This is a genomic window from Paraburkholderia sp. GAS33 (genome assembly GCF_050436645.1).
Lineage (GTDB): Bacteria > Pseudomonadota > Gammaproteobacteria > Burkholderiales > Burkholderiaceae > Paraburkholderia > Paraburkholderia phenazinium_B.
Genome location: NZ_JBNDMP010000003.1, coordinates 38,295 through 55,764 on the forward strand (window position 1 = coordinate 38,295; position 17,470 = coordinate 55,764).

The window sequence follows — 17,470 nt, forward strand, 5'->3', positions numbered from 1 at the left end:
TCGGCGTCGCTCATGCCACGCTACTTCGACAAGGATGCCGGGGGTCGCCTCAGAATAGGTCTGAGGGTTTCGAGTAGCGAGGCAATGTGCGTCGCCGTCAGCGGGCTAGGCTGGAAGGCTCTTGAGAACGGCGAGGAATTCGACCGGCTGCATCGGCGCGGCATGCAATCGTGGGAAGAGCATGATCGCACAGTCGGTGGGGCCAGGCTGCGTGCTAGATCTGCCGTAGCCTATGTGTAGCCTGGAAGGAATCGTTGAAGTCGCTACGAAGTATGAAAAACGGCTGAAAGCCTTGGTGGGCCGGGTGGGAGTCGAACCCACGGTGTCCTTTCGGAGGCGGATTATGAGTCCGCTGCCTGCAACCAGCACGGCGTCCGGCCCTGAGATGATGTGAAACCAACAAAAAGACCCGGTCTAAACAGAGGCCGGGCCTATTCGCTGATTGGCCGACATACTACACGAAAAAGGGGCTTCCGTGACCGCTCCGCGTGAGCAAAACGATCCGAAAGCCCCTATATCCGCATCAGTAGCCGGCTGCTCCTCGATCAGTTCCCTTCGAGGAACGACTTCAGCTTGTCAGAACGGCTCGGGTGACGCAGCTTGCGCAGCGCCTTCGCCTCGATCTGGCGGATCCGTTCACGCGTCACATCGAACTGCTTACCGACTTCTTCGAGCGTGTGATCGGTGCTCATCTCGATACCGAAGCGCATACGCAACACCTTCGCTTCGCGCGGCGTCAACGAGTCCAGCACGTCCTTCACGACATCGCGCATGCTCGCATGCAGCGCTGCGTCGGCCGGGGCAACCGTGTTCGTATCTTCGATGAAGTCGCCCAGATGCGAATCGTCGTCGTCACCGATCGGCGTTTCCATCGAGATCGGCTCCTTCGCGATCTTCATGATCTTGCGGATCTTGTCTTCCGGCATCTCCATCTTTTCCGCCAGCGTTGCCGGATCCGGCTCGAGACCGGTTTCCTGCAGAATCTGACGCGAAATACGGTTCATCTTGTTGATCGTTTCGATCATGTGAACCGGAATCCGGATGGTACGTGCCTGGTCCGCGATCGAACGCGTGATGGCCTGACGGATCCACCACGTGGCGTACGTCGAGAACTTGTAGCCGCGGCGATATTCGAACTTGTCCACGGCCTTCATCAGGCCGATATTGCCTTCCTGAATCAGGTCCAGGAACTGCAGACCACGGTTCGTGTACTTCTTCGCAATCGAGATCACGAGACGCAGGTTGGCCTCGGTCATTTCGCGCTTGGCCTGACGCGCCTTCAGTTCCCCAGCCGCCATCTGACGGTTGGTTTCCTTCAAGTCCTTCAGTGGCAGCACGACGCGCGCCTGCAGGTCCAGCAGGCGTTGCTGCTGTTCGCGAATCGCCGGGATGTTACGCGTAAGAATCGCGCTATACGCGTGACCTTCCGTCACGATCTTGTCGGCCCACTCGAGATCCGTTTCGCTGCCCGGGAAACGCGCGATGAACTCGGCACGCGGCATACCGCACTTGTCGACCACCGTATGCAGAATCTGACGCTCGACCTGACGCACTTCGTCCACCTGGGCACGCAGCGTGTCGCACAGACGCTCGACGGTACGCGCGGTGAAGCGGATGGTCATCAGCTCGTTCTGGATCGTTTCCTGAGCCTTCAGATACGACTTCGACTTGTAGCCTTCCTTCTCGAACGCACGACGCATCTTGTCGAACCATTCGCTGATGAGGGCGAACTTCTCGAGCGAGGCACGCTTCAACGCTTCCATCTGCGCTGCGTTGGCAGTGGCTTGCGCCGCGCCATCGTCGTCTTCCTCATCTTCCTCTTCACCCTCTTCGACTTCTTCCTCTTCGCTCTCGATCGCTTCCGCTTCCTGCACGGAGAAGCCATCCGCATCTTCCGCGTTGGCGTCGATCAGGCCGTCGACCAGTTCGTCGATACGGATTTCCTCGTTCGCGACGCGCTCAGCCATCGCGAGGATGTCGGCGATGGTCGTCGGGCACGCGGAGATGGCCATCACCATGTGCTTCAGGCCGTCTTCGATCCGCTTCGCGATTTCGATTTCGCCTTCGCGCGTCAACAGCTCGACCGTACCCATTTCTCGCATGTACATGCGGACCGGGTCGGTAGTGCGGCCGAATTCGGAATCGACGGTGGACAGCGCAACTTCCGCTTCCTCTTCGACTTCGTCGTCAGACGAGGCCGCCGGGGCATTGTCGTTCAGCAGCAGCGTTTCAGCATCGGGCGCCTGCTCGTAGACGGCCACGCCCATGTCGTTGAACGTGCTGATGATGCCTTCGATCGCCTCGGTCTCGGTGAAGTTGTCCGGGAGGTGGTCGTTAATTTCGGCGTACGTCAGGAAGCCGCGCTCCTTGCCGAGCTTGATCAGCGCGCGCAGTTTCGAGCGGCGCTCTTCGAGTTCTTCGACGGTGCCAGGCTGGGTGGATGCGAAAGCATCTTTCAGCAGCGCTTTTTCCTTCGCGCGGCGGTCGCGTGCCTTGGCCTTTTCGCCTTTGCCCGGAGCTGCAGTAGTTTCCTCGCTCGGGGTTGCGTCGTCATCGACGGATACTTCGTTCAGCTTTTTCGTCATGGAGTTCGCCGTACCGGCTGTAGTCTCGACTCGCGGCTGTTGGACAACAGCCGGCGGAACCGTGGATACTGGAGTCTCGCGCGTTACCGCATCGTCCTGGGCGGCAACGGCTTCCCTTGCGCTTCTGGCACTCGGCCGCTTCGCAACCGGCGTGGCGGCTTTCGCCGTACTCACCGACGCCGCTTTCGCGGCGGAAGTAGTCGAGGATTTCTTCCTCACATCCGGCGTAACGCTTGCGGCAGACGCTCTTTTCGCGGAGGAAGCGGACCTGGCCCCTGTGACCTTGATGGTTGGCTCCTCGGAGCCCGTGCCTGTCCCTTTCTTTCCGCCTGTAGTCTTTGCCATTGCAATCGCCTTTCGCCTTTTGCCTGGAAAACAAACCGCTGAAAACCTTTTATTGTAGCACTCGGCCTCAGCCCACCCTTCTTACAGCCCGAGCTGACGCTTCATGTCAGCCCGTTTCTGATTCAGATCCGTCAGTTCGGCAAATTCCTCGGCGGTATGCCTCGATTGCCGCGAAAGTTGCTCGAGCCGCTCACAATAGGCGTCATAGCGCATCTTCAGGATTGCGGCCTTCAGCTCTTCGCCGACAATCCGTTCCTGCTCGCGCCGTTCCTCAATAACGGCCGCATCCGTAGGGTCCTTCAGCAACAAATCCCGAACGTTTTCATCATAGTCCAGAATTTTGCGAAAGATTTCCTCGAAAGTCGGGGCGTTAGCGCCGTTTCGCAAGAGATCGGACAGCAACTGGAACTCCGCCGCATCGCCGAGCGCGCGGGCGTGCGTCGCCACTTCCTCAAAGAGCTCGCCGTGGCGCGTAATTGTCAGCAGCGCCTGCTCGGCCTCCTCGTCCAGCACCGCGACCGTCCGCGGATGCATCACGAGGTTACGGAGCGTTTTTTCCTCGATTCCGGTTACGCTGCGGCGGTCTTTGCGGGCCGGCGCCCGGCGCGCAGCCGCGGCAATCCGGGAATCGACCTCGCATAACGCCGCCACCTCGTCGAACGGCACGTCGAGCCGGTCGGCGAACATATGCATGATCTGCGCACGCAGCGCATTGGCCGGCAACGCCTGCAGCAGCGGCTTCGCGTCGAACAGCGCGCGCGCCCGGCCTTCCGGCTGGTCCAGCTCCTTGCCGGCCAGCACTTCGTTCAGCATAAACTGCGACAGCGGCATGGCCCGCTCCACCTGCTCGGCAAATCCCTCGGTGCCGAACTCCCGCACGTAACTGTCCGGATCGTGCTCCGTGGGCAGGAACAGGAAGCGGATGGTCCGGTTATCCGCCGCGTGCGGCAGGCAGGCGTCGAGCGCCCGGCGCGCCGCGCGGCGGCCCGCCGAGTCGCCGTCGAAGCTAAAAATCACTGTATCCGTCTGACGCAGTAATTTTTGCACGTGAATCGGCGTGCAGGCCGTACCCAGCGTGGCGACCGCGTTCTGGAACCCTAATTGAGCCAGCGCGACCACATCCATGTACCCTTCGACCACCAGCACGTACTGCTGTTCACGAATCGCCAGACGCGCCTCGAACAGCCCGTACAACTCGCTGCCCTTGTTAAATAGAGGCGTTTCCGGCGAATTCAAATACTTGGGCTCGCCGCCGTCCAGCACCCGGCCGCCGAAGCCGATCACCTGGCCTTTGACGTTGCGGATCGGGAACATGATCCGCTCGCGAAAGCGGTCGTAGCGGCGGTTCTGGCCCTGTGCGTCCGCCTTTTCGCTGACGATCACCAGACCTGACTCCACCAGCGCGTCGTCCCGATAGTTAGGAAACGCGGTTTCCAGATTCTGCCAGCCGTCAGGCGCGTAACCCAACCCGAACCGGAGTGCGATCTCGCCCGTCAAACCACGCTTTTTCAGGTACTGGATCGCGTTGGGCGCGCCGCGCAACTGCTTGCGGTAAAAATCGGATGCGGTCTGCATCACATCGGACAGCGCCGTCGTCACGGCCTTCGAAACCGCCGGCGCATAACCGCCGCCCCCACCGCCCTGATTCGGCGACGGCTCCTGCGGCACCGTCAGGCCCACTGACTGCGCCAGATCGTTGACCGCCTCGGGAAACGTCAAGCCGGCATGCTCCATCAGGAAGCCAATCGCCGTGCCATGCGCGCCGCAGCCAAAGCAATGATAGAACTGCTTAGTCGGACTAACCGTAAATGAAGGGCTCTTTTCGTTATGAAACGGACACAGCCCCATGAAATTAGCGCCGCCCTTTTTCAGTTGCACGTACTTACCGACCACGTCGACGATATCGACGCGGTTCAGCAGATCCTGCAGGAACGAATGCGGAATCACAGTGGGGGGCGCTACCTTTAAAACCTGAAGGCTGCGCGGCCAGCCCGTCCAGAAGCAGGCCGCACAGACCGGAAAAACACCGGAAAAGCCGAATTACTTCGTCAGCGCAGCCTTGACCAGCCCGGACACAGCGGTCATATCGGCGCGGCCTGCGAGCTTCGGCTTGAGGACGCCCATCACCTTGCCCATGTCCTGCGGGCCGGCGGCGCCGGTTTGCGCGACCGCAGCCTGCACTTCGGCTGCAATTTCCGCGTCCGACAGCTGCTCCGGCATGTATGCGGAGAGGATGGTGAGCTCGGCGCTCTCCTTCTCGACCAGATCCGTGCGGCCGGCCGCTTCGAACTGGCTGATGGAGTCTTTGCGCTGCTTGATCATCTTGTCGATGACCGCGGTGATAGCAGCGTCGTCGAGCACGATGCGCTCGTCGACTTCACGCTGCTTGATCGCGGCGAGCAGCAGGCGGATGGTGCCGAGACGCTCGGTTTCGCGGGCCCGCATGGCGGCCTTCATGTCGTCGTTGATCCGATCCTTGAGACTCATTACTCACCTGAATGCGTTGGAATGTAAAAAGATCTGGCCATGCGCGGTGCATCAACACAAAAACCCGCTTGGGACTGCTTCCTCAAGCGGGTTGGCGCGAATTCGCGGAGTAGATGCGGCTTGACCAGGATGGCCCTCACGGCCAGGTTGTCCGAACGGGGCTGCGTTTAGCGCCGCCACCGGTTACGTGCCGCCGCTCCGTAGGACCCGCAGCGGCGTCAGAATCAGTAAAACTTCTTTGGCAGCATCTGACTGCGCAGCCGCTTGAAGTGGCGCTTCACCGCCGATGCCTTCTTGCGCTTGCGCTCAGCCGTAGGCTTTTCGTAAAACTCGCGCGCTCGAAGTTCGGTCAGCAAGCCGTTCTTCTCGATCGTGCGTTTGAAGCGGCGCATCGCGACTTCAAAAGGCTCATTTTCTTTTACGCGGATGATCGTCATTTTGCAATAACGGAACTTTGTAAAGGTTGAGGATTATAGCAAACCTTTCTCACAAAGACACGTCCGCGTCAAGCCCCCTTTATGTACTCTGCGGCGGCCTGGCCCGCGGCCACGCCGGAAGCCCACGCCCACTGGAAATTGTAGCCCCCAAGCCAGCCCGTGACGTCGACCGCTTCGCCGATAAAGTACAGGCCCGGTGCCCGGGCGCTCATCATGGTGGTCGACGACAGGTCGCGCGTATCGATCCCGCCGCGTGTGACCTCGGCTTTGCGGTAGCCTTCGGTGCCGTTCGGGGTAAGCGTCCAGCGCGACAGCGCCTCGCCGATGCGGCGCAGCGTCTTGTCAGGCAGATCGGCAATGCGCGCGTCTGCGGGAATCTGGTGCGTTTCCAGCCAGACGTGGGCGAGCCGGGCGGGCACCCATTCGGCGAGCAGGTTGGCAATCTGACGTTTTGTGCTGGTCTTCGCTTCCAGCAGCGCGGCGGTGGCGTCCTGCTCAGGCAACAGATTGACGTGAATCGGCTCACCTGGCTGCCAGTAGCTCGAGATCTGCAGCACACCTGGGCCGGACAGGCCGCGATGGGTCAACAGCAGATCCTCGACGAATTCCGCACCGGTTTTCTTGCTGCCGGTCTCGATCCGCACCTCGAGCGAGACGCCAGATAGAGCCGCAAACGGGTTCCAGTCGGCTGCCGCAAACGTTAGCGGCACGAGAGCCGGACGTGTGTCGATCAGCTTATGGCCGAACTGCTTGGCCAGCCGGTAAGCAAAGTCCGTCGCGCCGATCTTCGGAATCGACAGACCGCCGGTTGCCACCACCAGCGCACGAGCGCGGATCGCTCCGGCGTGCGTATCGAGCGTATAGCCCGTGGTTGCGTCGTGCCGCACCTGCTCGACGGCGAGCGGCCGGCGCCACGCGATACCGCCGGCGTCGCACTCGTTTTTCAGCACCTCGATGACCGCGTCGCTCGACTGGTCGCAGAACAGCTGCCCTTTGTGCTTTTCGTGCCACGTCACGTGATGGCGCTTGAGCAGCGCCATGAAGTCGCGTGGTGTGTAGCGCGCGAGCGCCGAACGGCAGAAATGCGGATTCGTCGACAGGTAGTTGGCCGGTCCCGCGTACAGATTCGTGAAGTTGCAGCGGCCGCCGCCGGAGATGCGGATTTTCTCCGCGAGGCGCGGCGCGTGGTCGATCAGCACGACACGGCGGCCGAGTTGCCCGGCCACCGCCGCGCACATCATGCCGGCCGCGCCCGCGCCGATGACCGCGATATCGAAGGATTCCATGGCGCGCATTGTACCTGCGGCCCCTGCCCCGCACTGCTATACTTTAAGGCTTGCTTTTTTACTTTTCGGGCACCTGAACATGCTGGTTCTCGGCATCGAAAGCTCCTGCGACGAAACCGGACTCGCGCTCTACGACACGGAGCGCGGCCTGCTTGCGCACGCGCTGCATTCGCAGATTGCGATGCACCGGGAGTACGGTGGAGTGGTGCCGGAACTCGCGTCGCGCGACCATATCCGGCGCGCGCTGCCGCTGCTCGAAGAAGTGCTGGAGCGGGCCGGCACGGCGCGCACTGAAATCGACGCGATCGCCTACACGCAAGGGCCTGGGCTGGCTGGCGCGCTGCTGGTCGGCGCCAGCATCGCCAATGCGCTCGCCATGGCGTGGGACAAACCCACCATCGGCATCCATCACCTTGAAGGGCATTTGCTATCGCCGCTTTTGGTCGACGAACCGCCGCCGTTTCCGTTCGTCGCCTTGCTCGTCTCCGGCGGTCACACGCAGTTAATGCGCGTGTCGGATGTAGGCGTCTACGAGACGCTCGGCGAGACACTCGATGACGCCGCTGGCGAAGCCTTCGATAAGACCGCGAAGCTGCTCGGGCTCGGTTATCCGGGTGGACCGGAAGTCTCGCGGCTGGCGGAATTCGGCACGCCTGGGGCCGTGGTGCTACCTCGCCCGATGCTGCACTCGGGTGATCTCGATTTCAGCTTCAGTGGCCTCAAGACCGCGGTACTGACGAATGTGAAAAAACTTGGCGGCGCAAATATCTGCGAACAGGCCAAGGCTGACCTGGCGCGCGGGTTCGTCGATGCTGCGGTGGACGTGCTCGCAGCCAAGTCACTGGCCGCGCTCAAGAAGACCGGGCTTAAACGGCTGGTGGTCGCGGGTGGCGTAGGCGCGAACCGGCAGTTGCGTGAAGCTCTTTCGGCGGCTGCAAAGAAGCGTGGCTTCGATGTGCACTACCCGGATCTATCGCTGTGCACTGACAACGGCGCCATGATTGCATTAGCGGGCGCATTGCGCCTGCAGCGCTGGCCGGCGCAATCGGGCAAGGACTATGCGTTCACGGTGAAACCGCGTTGGGATCTGACCTCACTCGCGCGCTAAAAGAAGGATTGCTCAAGGGCGCATCACATCTCAATTGAAAACGGCCGCTTTAGCGGCCGTTTTCACATCAAAGCAAAGCGCGCAGCAGCTTGGCAGCTAGCTAGCCCGCTTGTCGTGCTCAATCACCGCATACGCGCTGTGGTTGTGGATCGATTCGAAGTTCTCAGCCTCGAGCACATACGCTACGATCCGCGTATCCGCATTCAGACGCTGCGCCACATCACGTACCAGGTCTTCGACGAACTTCGGATTCTCATACGCGCGCTCGGTGACGAACTTCTCGTCAGGCCGCTTCAGCAAGCCCCACAGCTCGCACGACGCCTCTTCCTCGGCAATCCGAATCAAGTCTTCCGCCGGCACGTCATCGGACAGCTCGGCATTGATCGTCACATGCGAGCGCTGATTGTGCGCACCGTACTGCGAGATCTTCTTCGAGCACGGGCACAGGCTCGTCACCGGCACCAGTACCTTCAGGAACACACGCGTCACGCCGTTGCGCGTATCGCCCGTCAGCGTTACTTCGTAGTCCAGCAGACTTTGCACGCCCGACACCGGCGCGGTCTTGTTGACGAAGTACGGAAATGACACTTCGATACGGCCCGCTTCGGCCTCGAGCTTCTCAAGCATCGCGGCCAGCATCTTGCGGAACGTCGACGGCTCCAGCGGAGCCTTGTTCTCTTCGAGCAGCGCCACGAAACGCGACATGTGCGTGCCCTTCTGATCGGCCGGCAGGTGGACGTCGAGGTTCCATGTGCCAACCGTCGGCTGCACATCGCCGCCCTGTGTGCGCACCGTCAGCGGATGACGCACGGCCTTCACGCCAACCCGTTGAATGGGGATCTGGCGGGTGTCGACGGTGCTCTGCACGTCGGGCATCACAAAAGCGGGATTCATTTGATTCATGTTGTTTTCCTCAGCGGCCGAGCGGAACGACCCACGCAACGGCGAACGCCGGCTCGTGCCGGCGTTGCATGATGGGCCCGCAGGCCCATCGATTCAAGTTGGAGATTGCTATAGCCGCAATAGCGCCTGCACACCCGGCGCCCGGCTCGGCCTTGCGGCTCGCTCGCCGGCTCTCTCTTACGCGACGCGCTTGACGGACTTGCCCGCGGCGCCCGTGGCGTGATCCATGAAGCGTTCGCGGATCGACTTGGCAATGCCCGCGCTATCCAGACCACACTCCGCGAGCAGCTTGGCCGGATCCCCATGATCGATGAAGCGATCGGGGAGGCCCAATTGTAGTACGGGACGCATAACCCCACTGGCGAGCAGGGCTTCGACGCAGGCCGAACCCGCGCCACCCATGATGCAGCCTTCTTCGACCGTGACGACGTAGTCGTGGGACTCCGCAAGTTGGCGTACCAGTTCGGCATCCAGCGGCTTGACGAAGCGCATGTTCGCCACCGTCGCGTCCAGTTGCTCCGCTGCGGCGAGCGCCGGTGCGACCATCGTACCGAACGCCAGAATCGCGATCCGCTTGCCGGCCGGCTGTGTAGTCTCGCGACGCACTTCGCCCTTGCCGACAGGAAGAGCCGTCATCTGCTTGACAGTCGCCACACCCGATCCAGCGCCGCGTGGATAGCGCACTGCCGTCGGCCCCGGCTGCTGCAACGCCGTGTGGAGCATCTGACGGCATTCGTTTTCGTCAGACGGAGCCATGACGGTCATGTTCGGAATGCAGCGCAGGAACGCCAGGTCGTATGCGCCTGCGTGTGTGGCGCCGTCTGCACCAACGAGACCCGCGCGGTCGATCGCGAAGACCACCGGCAGATTCTGCAAGGCGACGTCATGAATCAACTGGTCATAAGCGCGCTGCAGGAACGTCGAATAAATTGCCACGACCGGCTTCATACCGTCAGCGGCGAGGCCGCCTGCGAACGTCACCGCATGCTGCTCCGCAATGCCCACGTCGAAGTAACGGTCGGGGAAGCGCTTTTCGAATTCCACCAGACCCGAACCTTCGCGCATGGCCGGCGTAATGCCGACGACGCGCGAGTCGAGCTCAGCCGCATCGCACAGCCATTCGCCAAAGACGTGCATGTAGGCCTTCTTCGACGGCGCAGTGGCCGGCTTGATCCCTTCCGCCGGATTGAACTTGCCCGGCCCGTGATACAGCACCGGATCGGCTTCGGCCAGCTTGTACCCTTGACCCTTCTTCGTCACGACGTGCAGGAATTGCGGACCACGCAGTTCCTTGATGTTCTGCAGCGTCGGGATCAGCGAGTCGAGGTCGTGACCGTCGATCGGGCCGATGTAGTTGAAACCGAATTCTTCGAACAGCGTAGCCGGCACGATCATGCCCTTCGCGTGCTCTTCGAGCTTGCGGGCGAGGTCGAGCATCGGCGGCGCGACGCGCAGCACGCGTTCCACGCCGGCACGCGCCGCAGCGTAGAAACGGCCCGACATCAGACGCGCCAGATGGCGATTGAGCGCGCCCACCGGCGGCGAAATCGACATGTCGTTGTCGTTGAGGATGACGAGCAATGGAACGTCGTCTTCGACGCCCGCATTGTTCATTGCCTCGAAGGCCATGCCGGCGGTCATCGCGCCATCGCCGATCACGGCGATGCCCATGTGGCCCTCACCCTGCAGCTTGCTGGCGACGGCCATGCCGAGCGCCGCGGAAATCGACGTGCTGGAGTGGGCGGTGCCGAACGTGTCGTACTGCGACTCGTCGCGGCGCGGAAAACCGGAGATGCCGCCGTACTGACGCAGCGTGTGCATCTGGTCGCGGCGGCCGGTCAGGATCTTGTGCGGGTAGGTCTGATGGCCGACATCCCAGACGATCCGGTCGCGCGGCGTGTCGAACACATAGTGCAGCGCAATCGTCAGTTCGACCGTGCCAAGATTGGACGACAGGTGTCCACCCGTCTTGGAGACGCTGTCGAGCACGTAGGCGCGCAACTCGTCTGCAAGCGGTTGCAATTGGCGGCGATCGAGGCGGCGGAGGTCAGCCGGGTCGTCGATGGTTTTCAGCAAGTCGTACATCGTCGTTCCATTGTAGGAAAACTTACGCGCCCGCACTTCATTCACGCATTCGTCGTAGCAAATGCGCGGCGGCGGGCTTTCGCGTTCAGCTCACCCGGTTCACCACCAGGTCAGCCAGTTCGGCAAGACGCTGCGCCCGCGCGCCAAACGGCGCGATTGCAGCATGGGCGTCGGTGCGCAGTTGCGCGGCGAGTTCGCGCGACGCCTCGAGCCCAATAATCGACACGTAGGTCGGCTTGCCGTCCTTCGCGTCTTTGCCTGCCGTTTTGCCGAGCGTCGCGGAATCGGTCGTGACGTCGAGAATATCGTCCACGACCTGAAACGCGAGACCCACAGCGGCCGCGTAGGCGTCGAGCGAACGCATTGCGTCCGCGCCAGGCGCTTCGCCCGCCAGTGCCCCCATGCGAACCGAAGCGCGCAGCAGCGCGCCGGTCTTCATGCGGTGCATCGTTTCGAGTTGCGGCCGGGTCAGCGTGTGACCGACGCTCGCCAGATCGATCGCCTGGCCCCCAGCCATGCCGATCGAACCGCTAGCCAAAGCCAGTTCGCGCACCAGCGCCGCCTGTTGCGCCGGCGGCAGCACGTCAGCCGTCAGCGTAACGAAAGCTTGCGATTGCAGCGCGTCGCCGACCAGCAGCGCGGTCGGCTCATCATACTGAACATGCACCGTGGGTTTGCCGCGACGCAGCGCGTCGTCGTCCATGCAGGGCATGTCGTCGTGCACAAGCGAGTAGACGTGGATCATCTCCAGCGCTGCCGCGGCCGCATCGAGGCATTCGACACGAGCGCCGGTCAGCTCGCCGGCGGCGTGGCAAAGCAACGGGCGCACCCGTTTACCGCCGCCCAGCACTGCATAGCGCATCGCTTCGTGCAGTTGTGCCGGCTCGACGGCCGGCTCCGGCAAGTAGTGTCCGAGTGCCGTCTCGACGCGCTCGAGTACCGAGTGCATCCATTGTTCGAAAGTCATAGGTCGTCCCCGCTCTCTGTAGCGGTTGTGCCTGCGCCACTCATGGGCAACGGTTTGAGGGTCTCGCCGTCGAGGACCCGCACCTGCTGCTCGACCTTTTCCAGTTGTTGCTGGCAAAACGTCACAAGGCTCGCGCCGCGCCGGTACGCGGACAGCGATTCCTCCAGACTCAGACTGCCGCCTTCCATCCGCGCAACGAGCCCTTCCAGCTCCGCCAGCGCCGCTTCGTAATTCTCGGGCAGCGGCGTGCTGTCGACGCCCTCAGGTGTTGCAGCGGTGTCCTTCGATGCGGTCTTCGCCATGAATGGTCGCAAAATTAAAACAAGTCGGACATTCTACGGCAAAAGCGACTTATCCGATCCGCTCGACGCCCTCCGCCCCGCTTGCTCCCCTTACGGCTCAACCAGAGCGTGACAGAAAAAAATCCTTTTTGCTCGGACGAAAGGAGTGAACCATCTTCACAATTTTGACCCAAATCAGACACTTAGTCGCCCCAAGCAAGGGGAAACGGGTATAATCGCGGGCTCCCTAAATCGAATCTTCGATGGTTGGGTTGTTCACTGCTTTCACGTCTTCATCGGGAGTGGGAATGTCCAATCTGAGCAATGCATTGCAGTTGCGGTCTGTTCACAGCCAGCTGCCAGTCACGGCTTACTTTGACGAAGCGCTTCTAACGCGCGAAATCGAAACCCTTTTCAAGAAAGGTCCTCGCTACATCGGCCATGAACTCATGGTGCCAGATGCGGGGAGTTATTTTGCTTTGCCCAGCGAGAGCGAAGGGCGTGTGCTCGTCCGTAACCAGCAGTCACAAATCGAACTGCTGTCGAACGTGTGCCGCCACCGGCAAGCCATCATGCTGAACGGCCGCGGCCAGACGGAGAACATCGTCTGCCCCCTGCACCGCTGGACCTACGATCTGAACGGTCAGCTCCTCGGCGCACCGCATTTTGCGGACAATCCCTGCCTGAATCTCGGCGCCACGCCGCTGCAGAACTGGCAAGGGCTGCTGTTCGAAGCGCAAGGGCGCAACGTCGCCAAAGATCTGGCACGTCTGGGCACCAAGCAGCACTTCGACTTCTCGAACTTCATGTTCGATCATGTCGAAGTCCATGAGTGCAACTACAACTGGAAGTCGTTCATCGAGGTCTACCTCGAGGACTACCACGTCGCGCCATTCCATCCGGGCCTCGGCAGCTTCGTCTCCTGTGACGATCTCGAGTGGGAATTCGGCGAGTGGTACAGCGTGCAGACGGTCGGCGTCCACAAGGGACTCGAAAAGCCGGGCAGTCCGACGTATCGCAAGTGGCACGATCAGGTGCTGCGCTTCCGCGAGGGCAAAGCCCCCGACTTCGGCGCAATCTGGATGGTGTACTACCCGGGCCTCATGATCGAGTGGTATCCGCACGTGCTGGTCGTTTCATGGTTGATTCCGCGCGGTCCGCAGAAAACCACCAACGTCGTGGAGTTCTACTACCCCGAGGAAATCGCGCTGTTCGAGCGTGAGTTCATCGAGGCCGAGCGCGCCGCCTATATGGAAACGGCCCGCGAAGACGACGAAATCGCCGAGCGGATGGACGCCGGCCGCCGCGCGCTGATGGAGCGGGGCGAGTCGCAGGTTGGCCCTTATCAGAGCCCGATGGAAGACGGCATGCAGCACTTCCACGAGTTCCTGCGCCGCGAGCTCGGCACGATCTGAGCGGTAGCGTCATATGGCGCACGCGGTGATAGCATTCATGGAAAGACGGGCTTCGGCCCGTCTTTTTTTGTTTAGACTTAACACATCAGTCGGTTGAGCGGCTTGGGCATCGCTACATGTCTCCGCTGCAAGCACCGAAGTCATCCGTTCCGCAACTATCTTGATGGGACCGGGGTAAGCGCTAAAGCGCTCACTCCGGCCGACAGAGGAGCCGTCATGCCGCACACTCATTACACCACGTTGATCTCCGCGACGAATCTCGCGGAACGGCTCGCCGCTGCGCCCGGCAGCGTATTCGTGATCGACTGCCGTTTCGATCTGGCCAATCCTGAGGCGGGTGCAAAGGCCTATGCCGAGGGCCACGTGCCCGGTGCGCAGTATCTGAACCTGGACCACGATCTGTCGGGCCCGAAGACTGGCGTTAATGGCCGCCATCCGCTGCCGGATCGGGCTACGCTGGTCGCCGCGCTGGCCGCACGCGGCCTGAAGCAGGGTCAGCAGGTCGTTGCCTATGACGCGCAAGGCGGCATGTACGCCGCGCGCGCCTGGTGGCTGCTGCGCTGGCTCGGTCACGACGCCGTCGCGCTGCTCGACGGCGGACTGCAGGCCTGGCAGGCAGCGGGTTACGCACTGTCACAAGATGTTGCGCCGCAAAGCCCAGGCGATTTCAAGGCGGGCGCGCCGCTCGCGGTCACCTTCGACGTGCAGGCGGTGGAGCGCAACCTCAGCACGCATGAGCGGGTGGTGATCGACGCGCGCGCTGCGGATCGCTATCGCGGCGAGAACGAAACGCTCGACGCGGTCGGTGGACACATCCCGGGCGCGTTGAACCGCTTCTTCAAAGACAATCTGACGGCCGACGGCCGCTTCAAGCCGGCTCATTCACTGCGTGAAGAATTCCAGGCGCTGTTGCCGGGCATCGCGCCCGATCACGTCGTGCTGCAATGCGGCTCGGGGGTGACGGCCTGTGTCAACGCATTGGCCATGGAGGTCGCGGGTCTGCATGGCGCGGCGCTTTACGCGGGATCGTGGAGTGAATGGAGTTCCAATCCGGCACGACCGGTTGCGACCGGGCCGAACCCGTAAGAGCAGATGGCGGATGGCGGGCGCGCAGCATGCCCGCCGTCATCCGCCGCGCCTTACCGACCCTTACCGGCAACGCCGACGCTATACCCCGTGCTGCTTGAACCAGACCAGCGCGCGGCGCCAGCCATCTTCGGCGTCGACCTTCTTGTAGCTCGGCCGGTAGTCCGCAAAAAACGCGTGCCCCGCATCGTCATAGACGACGAACTGCGAGCCTCTCCCTGCCTCCGGCCCCTGCGCAATCAGTTGCTTCATCTGCGCCAGGGTGTCCTGCGGAATGCTCTGATCCTGTAGTCCATAGAGGCCCAGCACGGGCGCATGGAGATCGGCCACGCGGTCGATCGGATTCTCGGGCGTCATTGCCGTGTGATCGCCGGCCACCCGGCCGTACCACGCCACCGCCGTCTTCACGCGCGGATTGTGTTCGGCGTACAGCCACGTAATCCGCCCACCCCAGCAGAAGCCGTTGATGCCGAGCCGGTTCAGGTCGCCACCGTTCTGCCCAGCCCACGCGACCGTCGCATCGATATCGGCCAGCACCTGCTCATCGGGAACCTTGCTAACGAGTTGCTCGCTCAGTTGCTGGATCGTCGGATACACCGACGCATCGCCTTCCCGCACATAGAGGTCCGGTGCAATCGCCAGATAGCCCTGCTTGGCGAAGCGCCGGCAGACATCGGAGATATGTTCATGCACGCCGAAAACCTCGTGCACGACGATGATCACCGGCAAATGCGTCTTGCCCGCTGGCTGCGCGCGATAGGCCGGCACCAGCGTGTCGCCGGAATGCACGGCGATTTCACCGGCTTCGAGCCCTTCGCTATCGGTATGGATGGTTTGAGCAGACACCGGCAACACGGCAGCGGCAAATCCACTGCCGAGTGCGGCCTTGATGAAGGTGCGTCGATTGAAGGGGACGTGTGGAACCAGGCTGTCGACTTCGGGCTTCAGCATGCGGCACTCCTTGAGTGATGGGCAGTGAACGGCGGTGACGGACGAGGCAAAGGCGACAGGATACGCTCGTGCGCATCCTCTTGCAGTGGCTTGCCTGATGTCCGTCTGGCGCCCGAATGGCGGCCTCGAGCCGCCCTCTGCCCCAACCTCAGCCTCAGTGCAATTTCACCCGCGGCAGCGTCGTACGACGCAGCCAATGCGCAAAGGTGTCAAGCACCATGCGGGCGTACCCGTGCAGCGCGGCAATATGCAAGCGGTACAACGACATATACATAAAGCGCGCAAAGAGACCTTCGATCAGCATATTGCCGCCGATCACCCCGCCCATCAGGTTGCCCACCGCGCTGAAATGCCCGAGCGAAACGAGCGAGCCGAAGTCCCGATAGGTGAACTCCGGCAGCGGCTTATTCTCGAGCCGCGCTGCCAGCGCAGTCAGCAGAAAACTCGCCTGCTGGTGAGCGGCCTGCGCCCGCGGCGGCACGTTGCGTTCGTTGCCCGGCCACGGGCAAGCGGCGCAATCGCCAAGCGCGAAAATGTTGTCGTCGGTTTCGGTTTGCAACGTGCGGCGCACGACCAGCTGGCCGAGCCGGTTGACCGGCAGGCCGTCGAGCTGGCTCAGGATCGCGGGAGCCTTGATGCCCGCTGCCCACACCGTCAGATCGGCACGAATCGCCTTACCACTGGCTGTTCGCACCACTCCGGGCGCGACTTCGGCTACGGTTTCGCCGGTCATCAGCTTTACGCCCAGCTTCGTCAGCAGTTCCGCGGTCGCGGTCGACACGCGCTCCGCCAAGGCCGGCAAGATCCGCGGCCCCGCCTCGATCAGCACAATGCCGACGTCGTGGCGCGGATCGAGCTTATGCAGTCCATACGCGGACAACACCTGAGCGGTGTTGCGCAATTCCGCTGACAATTCGACGCCCGTCGCTCCCCCGCCGACAATCGCCACCTGAATGCGCGGCTCCGTCGACGGGGTCGTCGCGTCCGGCGTCGACTCCACCAGCTCGTGCGCCTGATGCTCCGCACGCACGCAGGCCGCGATCAGGCGTTTGCGAAAGCGCTCGGCCTGACTCACCGTATCGAGCGCAAGCGAGTATTCCGGCGCGCCTTGCACGCCGAAGAAATGCGTGGTGCTGCCGATGGCAATCACCAGCGTGTCGTACTCCAGTTCGCGTTGCGGCAGCAGTTCCGCACCGTCCTCGTCATCCATCACGGCCGCAAGCGTGATGCGTTTCGCCGCGCGGTCAAGGCTCTTCAGTTCGCCCTGCTGAAACTCGAAGTGATGCCAGCGCGCCTGCGCCGCATAGGCGAGTTCCTGCGTGAACGGGTCCATGCTGCCGGCCGCCACTTCATGCAACAGTGGCTTCCAGATATGGGTTGGATTGCGATCGACGAGCGTGACCTGCACACGCTCCTGGCCTTTGTACTTGTGTGAGGCATAGCGATCGCCAAGACGGGTCGCCAGTTCCAGTCCTCCCGCACCTCCACCAATGACGATAAAACGATGCATCGCAGTTCTCCGTATTTGCCGATC

The 17,470-nt window shown here is 62.2% G+C and carries 14 protein-coding genes and 1 tRNA gene; 3 read left to right on the forward strand and 12 right to left on the reverse strand.

Annotation, left to right across the window (positions count from 1 at the left end; all coding sequences use genetic code 11):
- Nucleotides 1-293: 293 nt before the first annotated feature.
- The 6 genes from P3T24_RS10425 to P3T24_RS10450 all read right to left on the reverse strand — a co-directional run bounded on the left by P3T24_RS10425 (nucleotide 294) and on the right by P3T24_RS10450 (nucleotide 7,140).
- A tRNA-Ile gene (locus tag P3T24_RS10425) sits at nucleotides 294-381 on the reverse strand.
- Between the two features lie 164 nt (nucleotides 382-545).
- Nucleotides 546-2,930 (reverse strand): RNA polymerase sigma factor RpoD, encoded by a 2,385-nt coding sequence (gene rpoD / locus P3T24_RS10430; RefSeq protein WP_074266545.1) that lies wholly within the window; start codon nucleotides 2,928-2,930, stop codon nucleotides 546-548.
- 81 nt (nucleotides 2,931-3,011) lie between these two features.
- Entirely contained in the window at nucleotides 3,012-4,877 is a 1,866-nt protein-coding gene (gene dnaG, locus P3T24_RS10435; RefSeq protein WP_429434386.1) for a DNA primase, read from the reverse strand.
- 93 nt (nucleotides 4,878-4,970) lie between these two features.
- A complete protein-coding gene (locus P3T24_RS10440; protein ID WP_429434389.1) occupies nucleotides 4,971-5,417 on the reverse strand; it encodes a GatB/YqeY domain-containing protein in 447 nt (148 codons plus the stop codon).
- A 224-nt stretch (nucleotides 5,418-5,641) separates the two neighbouring features.
- On the reverse strand, nucleotides 5,642-5,854 hold the full coding sequence (gene rpsU, locus P3T24_RS10445) for a 30S ribosomal protein S21 (RefSeq protein ID WP_074266548.1): 213 nt from the start codon (nucleotides 5,852-5,854) through the stop codon (nucleotides 5,642-5,644).
- A 68-nt stretch (nucleotides 5,855-5,922) separates the two neighbouring features.
- A complete protein-coding gene (locus P3T24_RS10450) occupies nucleotides 5,923-7,140 on the reverse strand; it encodes an NAD(P)/FAD-dependent oxidoreductase (protein ID WP_429434392.1) in 1,218 nt (405 codons plus the stop codon).
- 79 nt (nucleotides 7,141-7,219) lie between these two features.
- Here P3T24_RS10450 and tsaD point away from each other — a divergent pair, with 79 nt between their 5' ends.
- Nucleotides 7,220-8,248 carry a tRNA (adenosine(37)-N6)-threonylcarbamoyltransferase complex transferase subunit TsaD gene (tsaD, locus tag P3T24_RS10455; protein ID WP_429405710.1) on the forward strand — a complete coding sequence of 343 codons (1,029 nt, stop codon included), beginning with the start codon at nucleotides 7,220-7,222 and terminating at the stop codon, nucleotides 8,246-8,248.
- 96 nt (nucleotides 8,249-8,344) lie between these two features.
- On the opposite strand, the gene folE2 is transcribed toward tsaD, so the two are convergent.
- The 4 genes from folE2 to P3T24_RS10475 form a co-directional block, all read right to left on the reverse strand.
- Nucleotides 8,345-9,151, reverse strand: a complete 807-nt coding sequence (folE2, locus tag P3T24_RS10460; protein WP_074266551.1) for a GTP cyclohydrolase FolE2 — start codon at nucleotides 9,149-9,151, stop codon at nucleotides 8,345-8,347.
- A 177-nt stretch (nucleotides 9,152-9,328) separates the two neighbouring features.
- Nucleotides 9,329-11,236 carry a 1-deoxy-D-xylulose-5-phosphate synthase gene (gene dxs / locus P3T24_RS10465; protein ID WP_429405714.1) on the reverse strand — a complete coding sequence of 636 codons (1,908 nt, stop codon included), beginning with the start codon at nucleotides 11,234-11,236 and terminating at the stop codon, nucleotides 9,329-9,331.
- Between the two features lie 85 nt (nucleotides 11,237-11,321).
- Nucleotides 11,322-12,203, reverse strand: coding sequence for a polyprenyl synthetase family protein (locus P3T24_RS10470; protein ID WP_074266553.1), 882 nt, complete (start codon nucleotides 12,201-12,203; stop codon nucleotides 11,322-11,324).
- Nucleotides 12,200-12,505 carry an exodeoxyribonuclease VII small subunit gene (locus tag P3T24_RS10475; RefSeq protein ID WP_074266554.1) on the reverse strand — a complete coding sequence of 102 codons (306 nt, stop codon included), beginning with the start codon at nucleotides 12,503-12,505 and terminating at the stop codon, nucleotides 12,200-12,202. Before P3T24_RS10475 ends, P3T24_RS10470 begins: the two co-directional genes overlap by 4 nt.
- Before the next feature lie 287 nt (nucleotides 12,506-12,792).
- Between P3T24_RS10475 and P3T24_RS10480 the strand changes: the two genes are divergently transcribed.
- Both P3T24_RS10480 and P3T24_RS10485 read left to right on the forward strand, forming a co-directional pair.
- Nucleotides 12,793-13,899 carry an aromatic ring-hydroxylating oxygenase subunit alpha gene (locus tag P3T24_RS10480; protein WP_429405718.1) on the forward strand — a complete coding sequence of 369 codons (1,107 nt, stop codon included), beginning with the start codon at nucleotides 12,793-12,795 and terminating at the stop codon, nucleotides 13,897-13,899.
- A 216-nt stretch (nucleotides 13,900-14,115) separates the two neighbouring features.
- Nucleotides 14,116-14,985, forward strand: a complete 870-nt coding sequence (locus P3T24_RS10485; protein ID WP_429434394.1) for a sulfurtransferase — start codon at nucleotides 14,116-14,118, stop codon at nucleotides 14,983-14,985.
- 81 nt (nucleotides 14,986-15,066) lie between these two features.
- Here P3T24_RS10485 and P3T24_RS10490 read toward each other — a convergent pair whose 3' ends face one another.
- Together P3T24_RS10490 and P3T24_RS10495 are read right to left on the reverse strand one after the other, a co-directional pair.
- Complete coding sequence (locus tag P3T24_RS10490) at nucleotides 15,067-15,936, reverse strand: dienelactone hydrolase family protein (RefSeq protein WP_429434397.1); 870 nt, start codon at nucleotides 15,934-15,936, stop codon at nucleotides 15,067-15,069.
- A gap of 154 nt (nucleotides 15,937-16,090) precedes the next feature.
- Entirely contained in the window at nucleotides 16,091-17,446 is a 1,356-nt protein-coding gene (locus P3T24_RS10495; RefSeq protein WP_074266558.1) for an NAD(P)/FAD-dependent oxidoreductase, read from the reverse strand.
- Between the last annotated feature and the right edge of the window lie 24 nt (nucleotides 17,447-17,470).

Bases quoted from the DNA above. Each gene is read 5' to 3' on its own strand.
- rpoD (WP_074266545.1), bottom strand. From the start codon at position 2,930: ATGGCAAAGACTACAGGCGGAAAGAAAGGGACAGGCACGGGCTCCGAG.
- P3T24_RS10440 (WP_429434389.1), bottom strand. From the start codon at position 5,417: ATGAGTCTCAAGGATCGGATCAACGACGACATGAAGGCCGCCATGCGG.
- rpsU (WP_074266548.1), bottom strand. From the start codon at position 5,854: ATGACGATCATCCGCGTAAAAGAAAATGAGCCTTTTGAAGTCGCGATG.
- P3T24_RS10450 (WP_429434392.1), bottom strand. From the start codon at position 7,140: ATGGAATCCTTCGATATCGCGGTCATCGGCGCGGGCGCGGCCGGCATG.
- tsaD (WP_429405710.1), top strand. From the start codon at position 7,220: ATGCTGGTTCTCGGCATCGAAAGCTCCTGCGACGAAACCGGACTCGCG.
- folE2 (WP_074266551.1), bottom strand. From the start codon at position 9,151: ATGAATCAAATGAATCCCGCTTTTGTGATGCCCGACGTGCAGAGCACC.
- dxs (WP_429405714.1), bottom strand. From the start codon at position 11,236: ATGTACGACTTGCTGAAAACCATCGACGACCCGGCTGACCTCCGCCGC.
- P3T24_RS10470 (WP_074266553.1), bottom strand. From the start codon at position 12,203: ATGACTTTCGAACAATGGATGCACTCGGTACTCGAGCGCGTCGAGACG.
- P3T24_RS10475 (WP_074266554.1), bottom strand. From the start codon at position 12,505: ATGGCGAAGACCGCATCGAAGGACACCGCTGCAACACCTGAGGGCGTC.
- P3T24_RS10480 (WP_429405718.1), top strand. From the start codon at position 12,793: ATGTCCAATCTGAGCAATGCATTGCAGTTGCGGTCTGTTCACAGCCAG.
- P3T24_RS10485 (WP_429434394.1), top strand. From the start codon at position 14,116: ATGCCGCACACTCATTACACCACGTTGATCTCCGCGACGAATCTCGCG.
- P3T24_RS10490 (WP_429434397.1), bottom strand. From the start codon at position 15,936: ATGCTGAAGCCCGAAGTCGACAGCCTGGTTCCACACGTCCCCTTCAAT.
- P3T24_RS10495 (WP_074266558.1), bottom strand. From the start codon at position 17,446: ATGCATCGTTTTATCGTCATTGGTGGAGGTGCGGGAGGACTGGAACTG.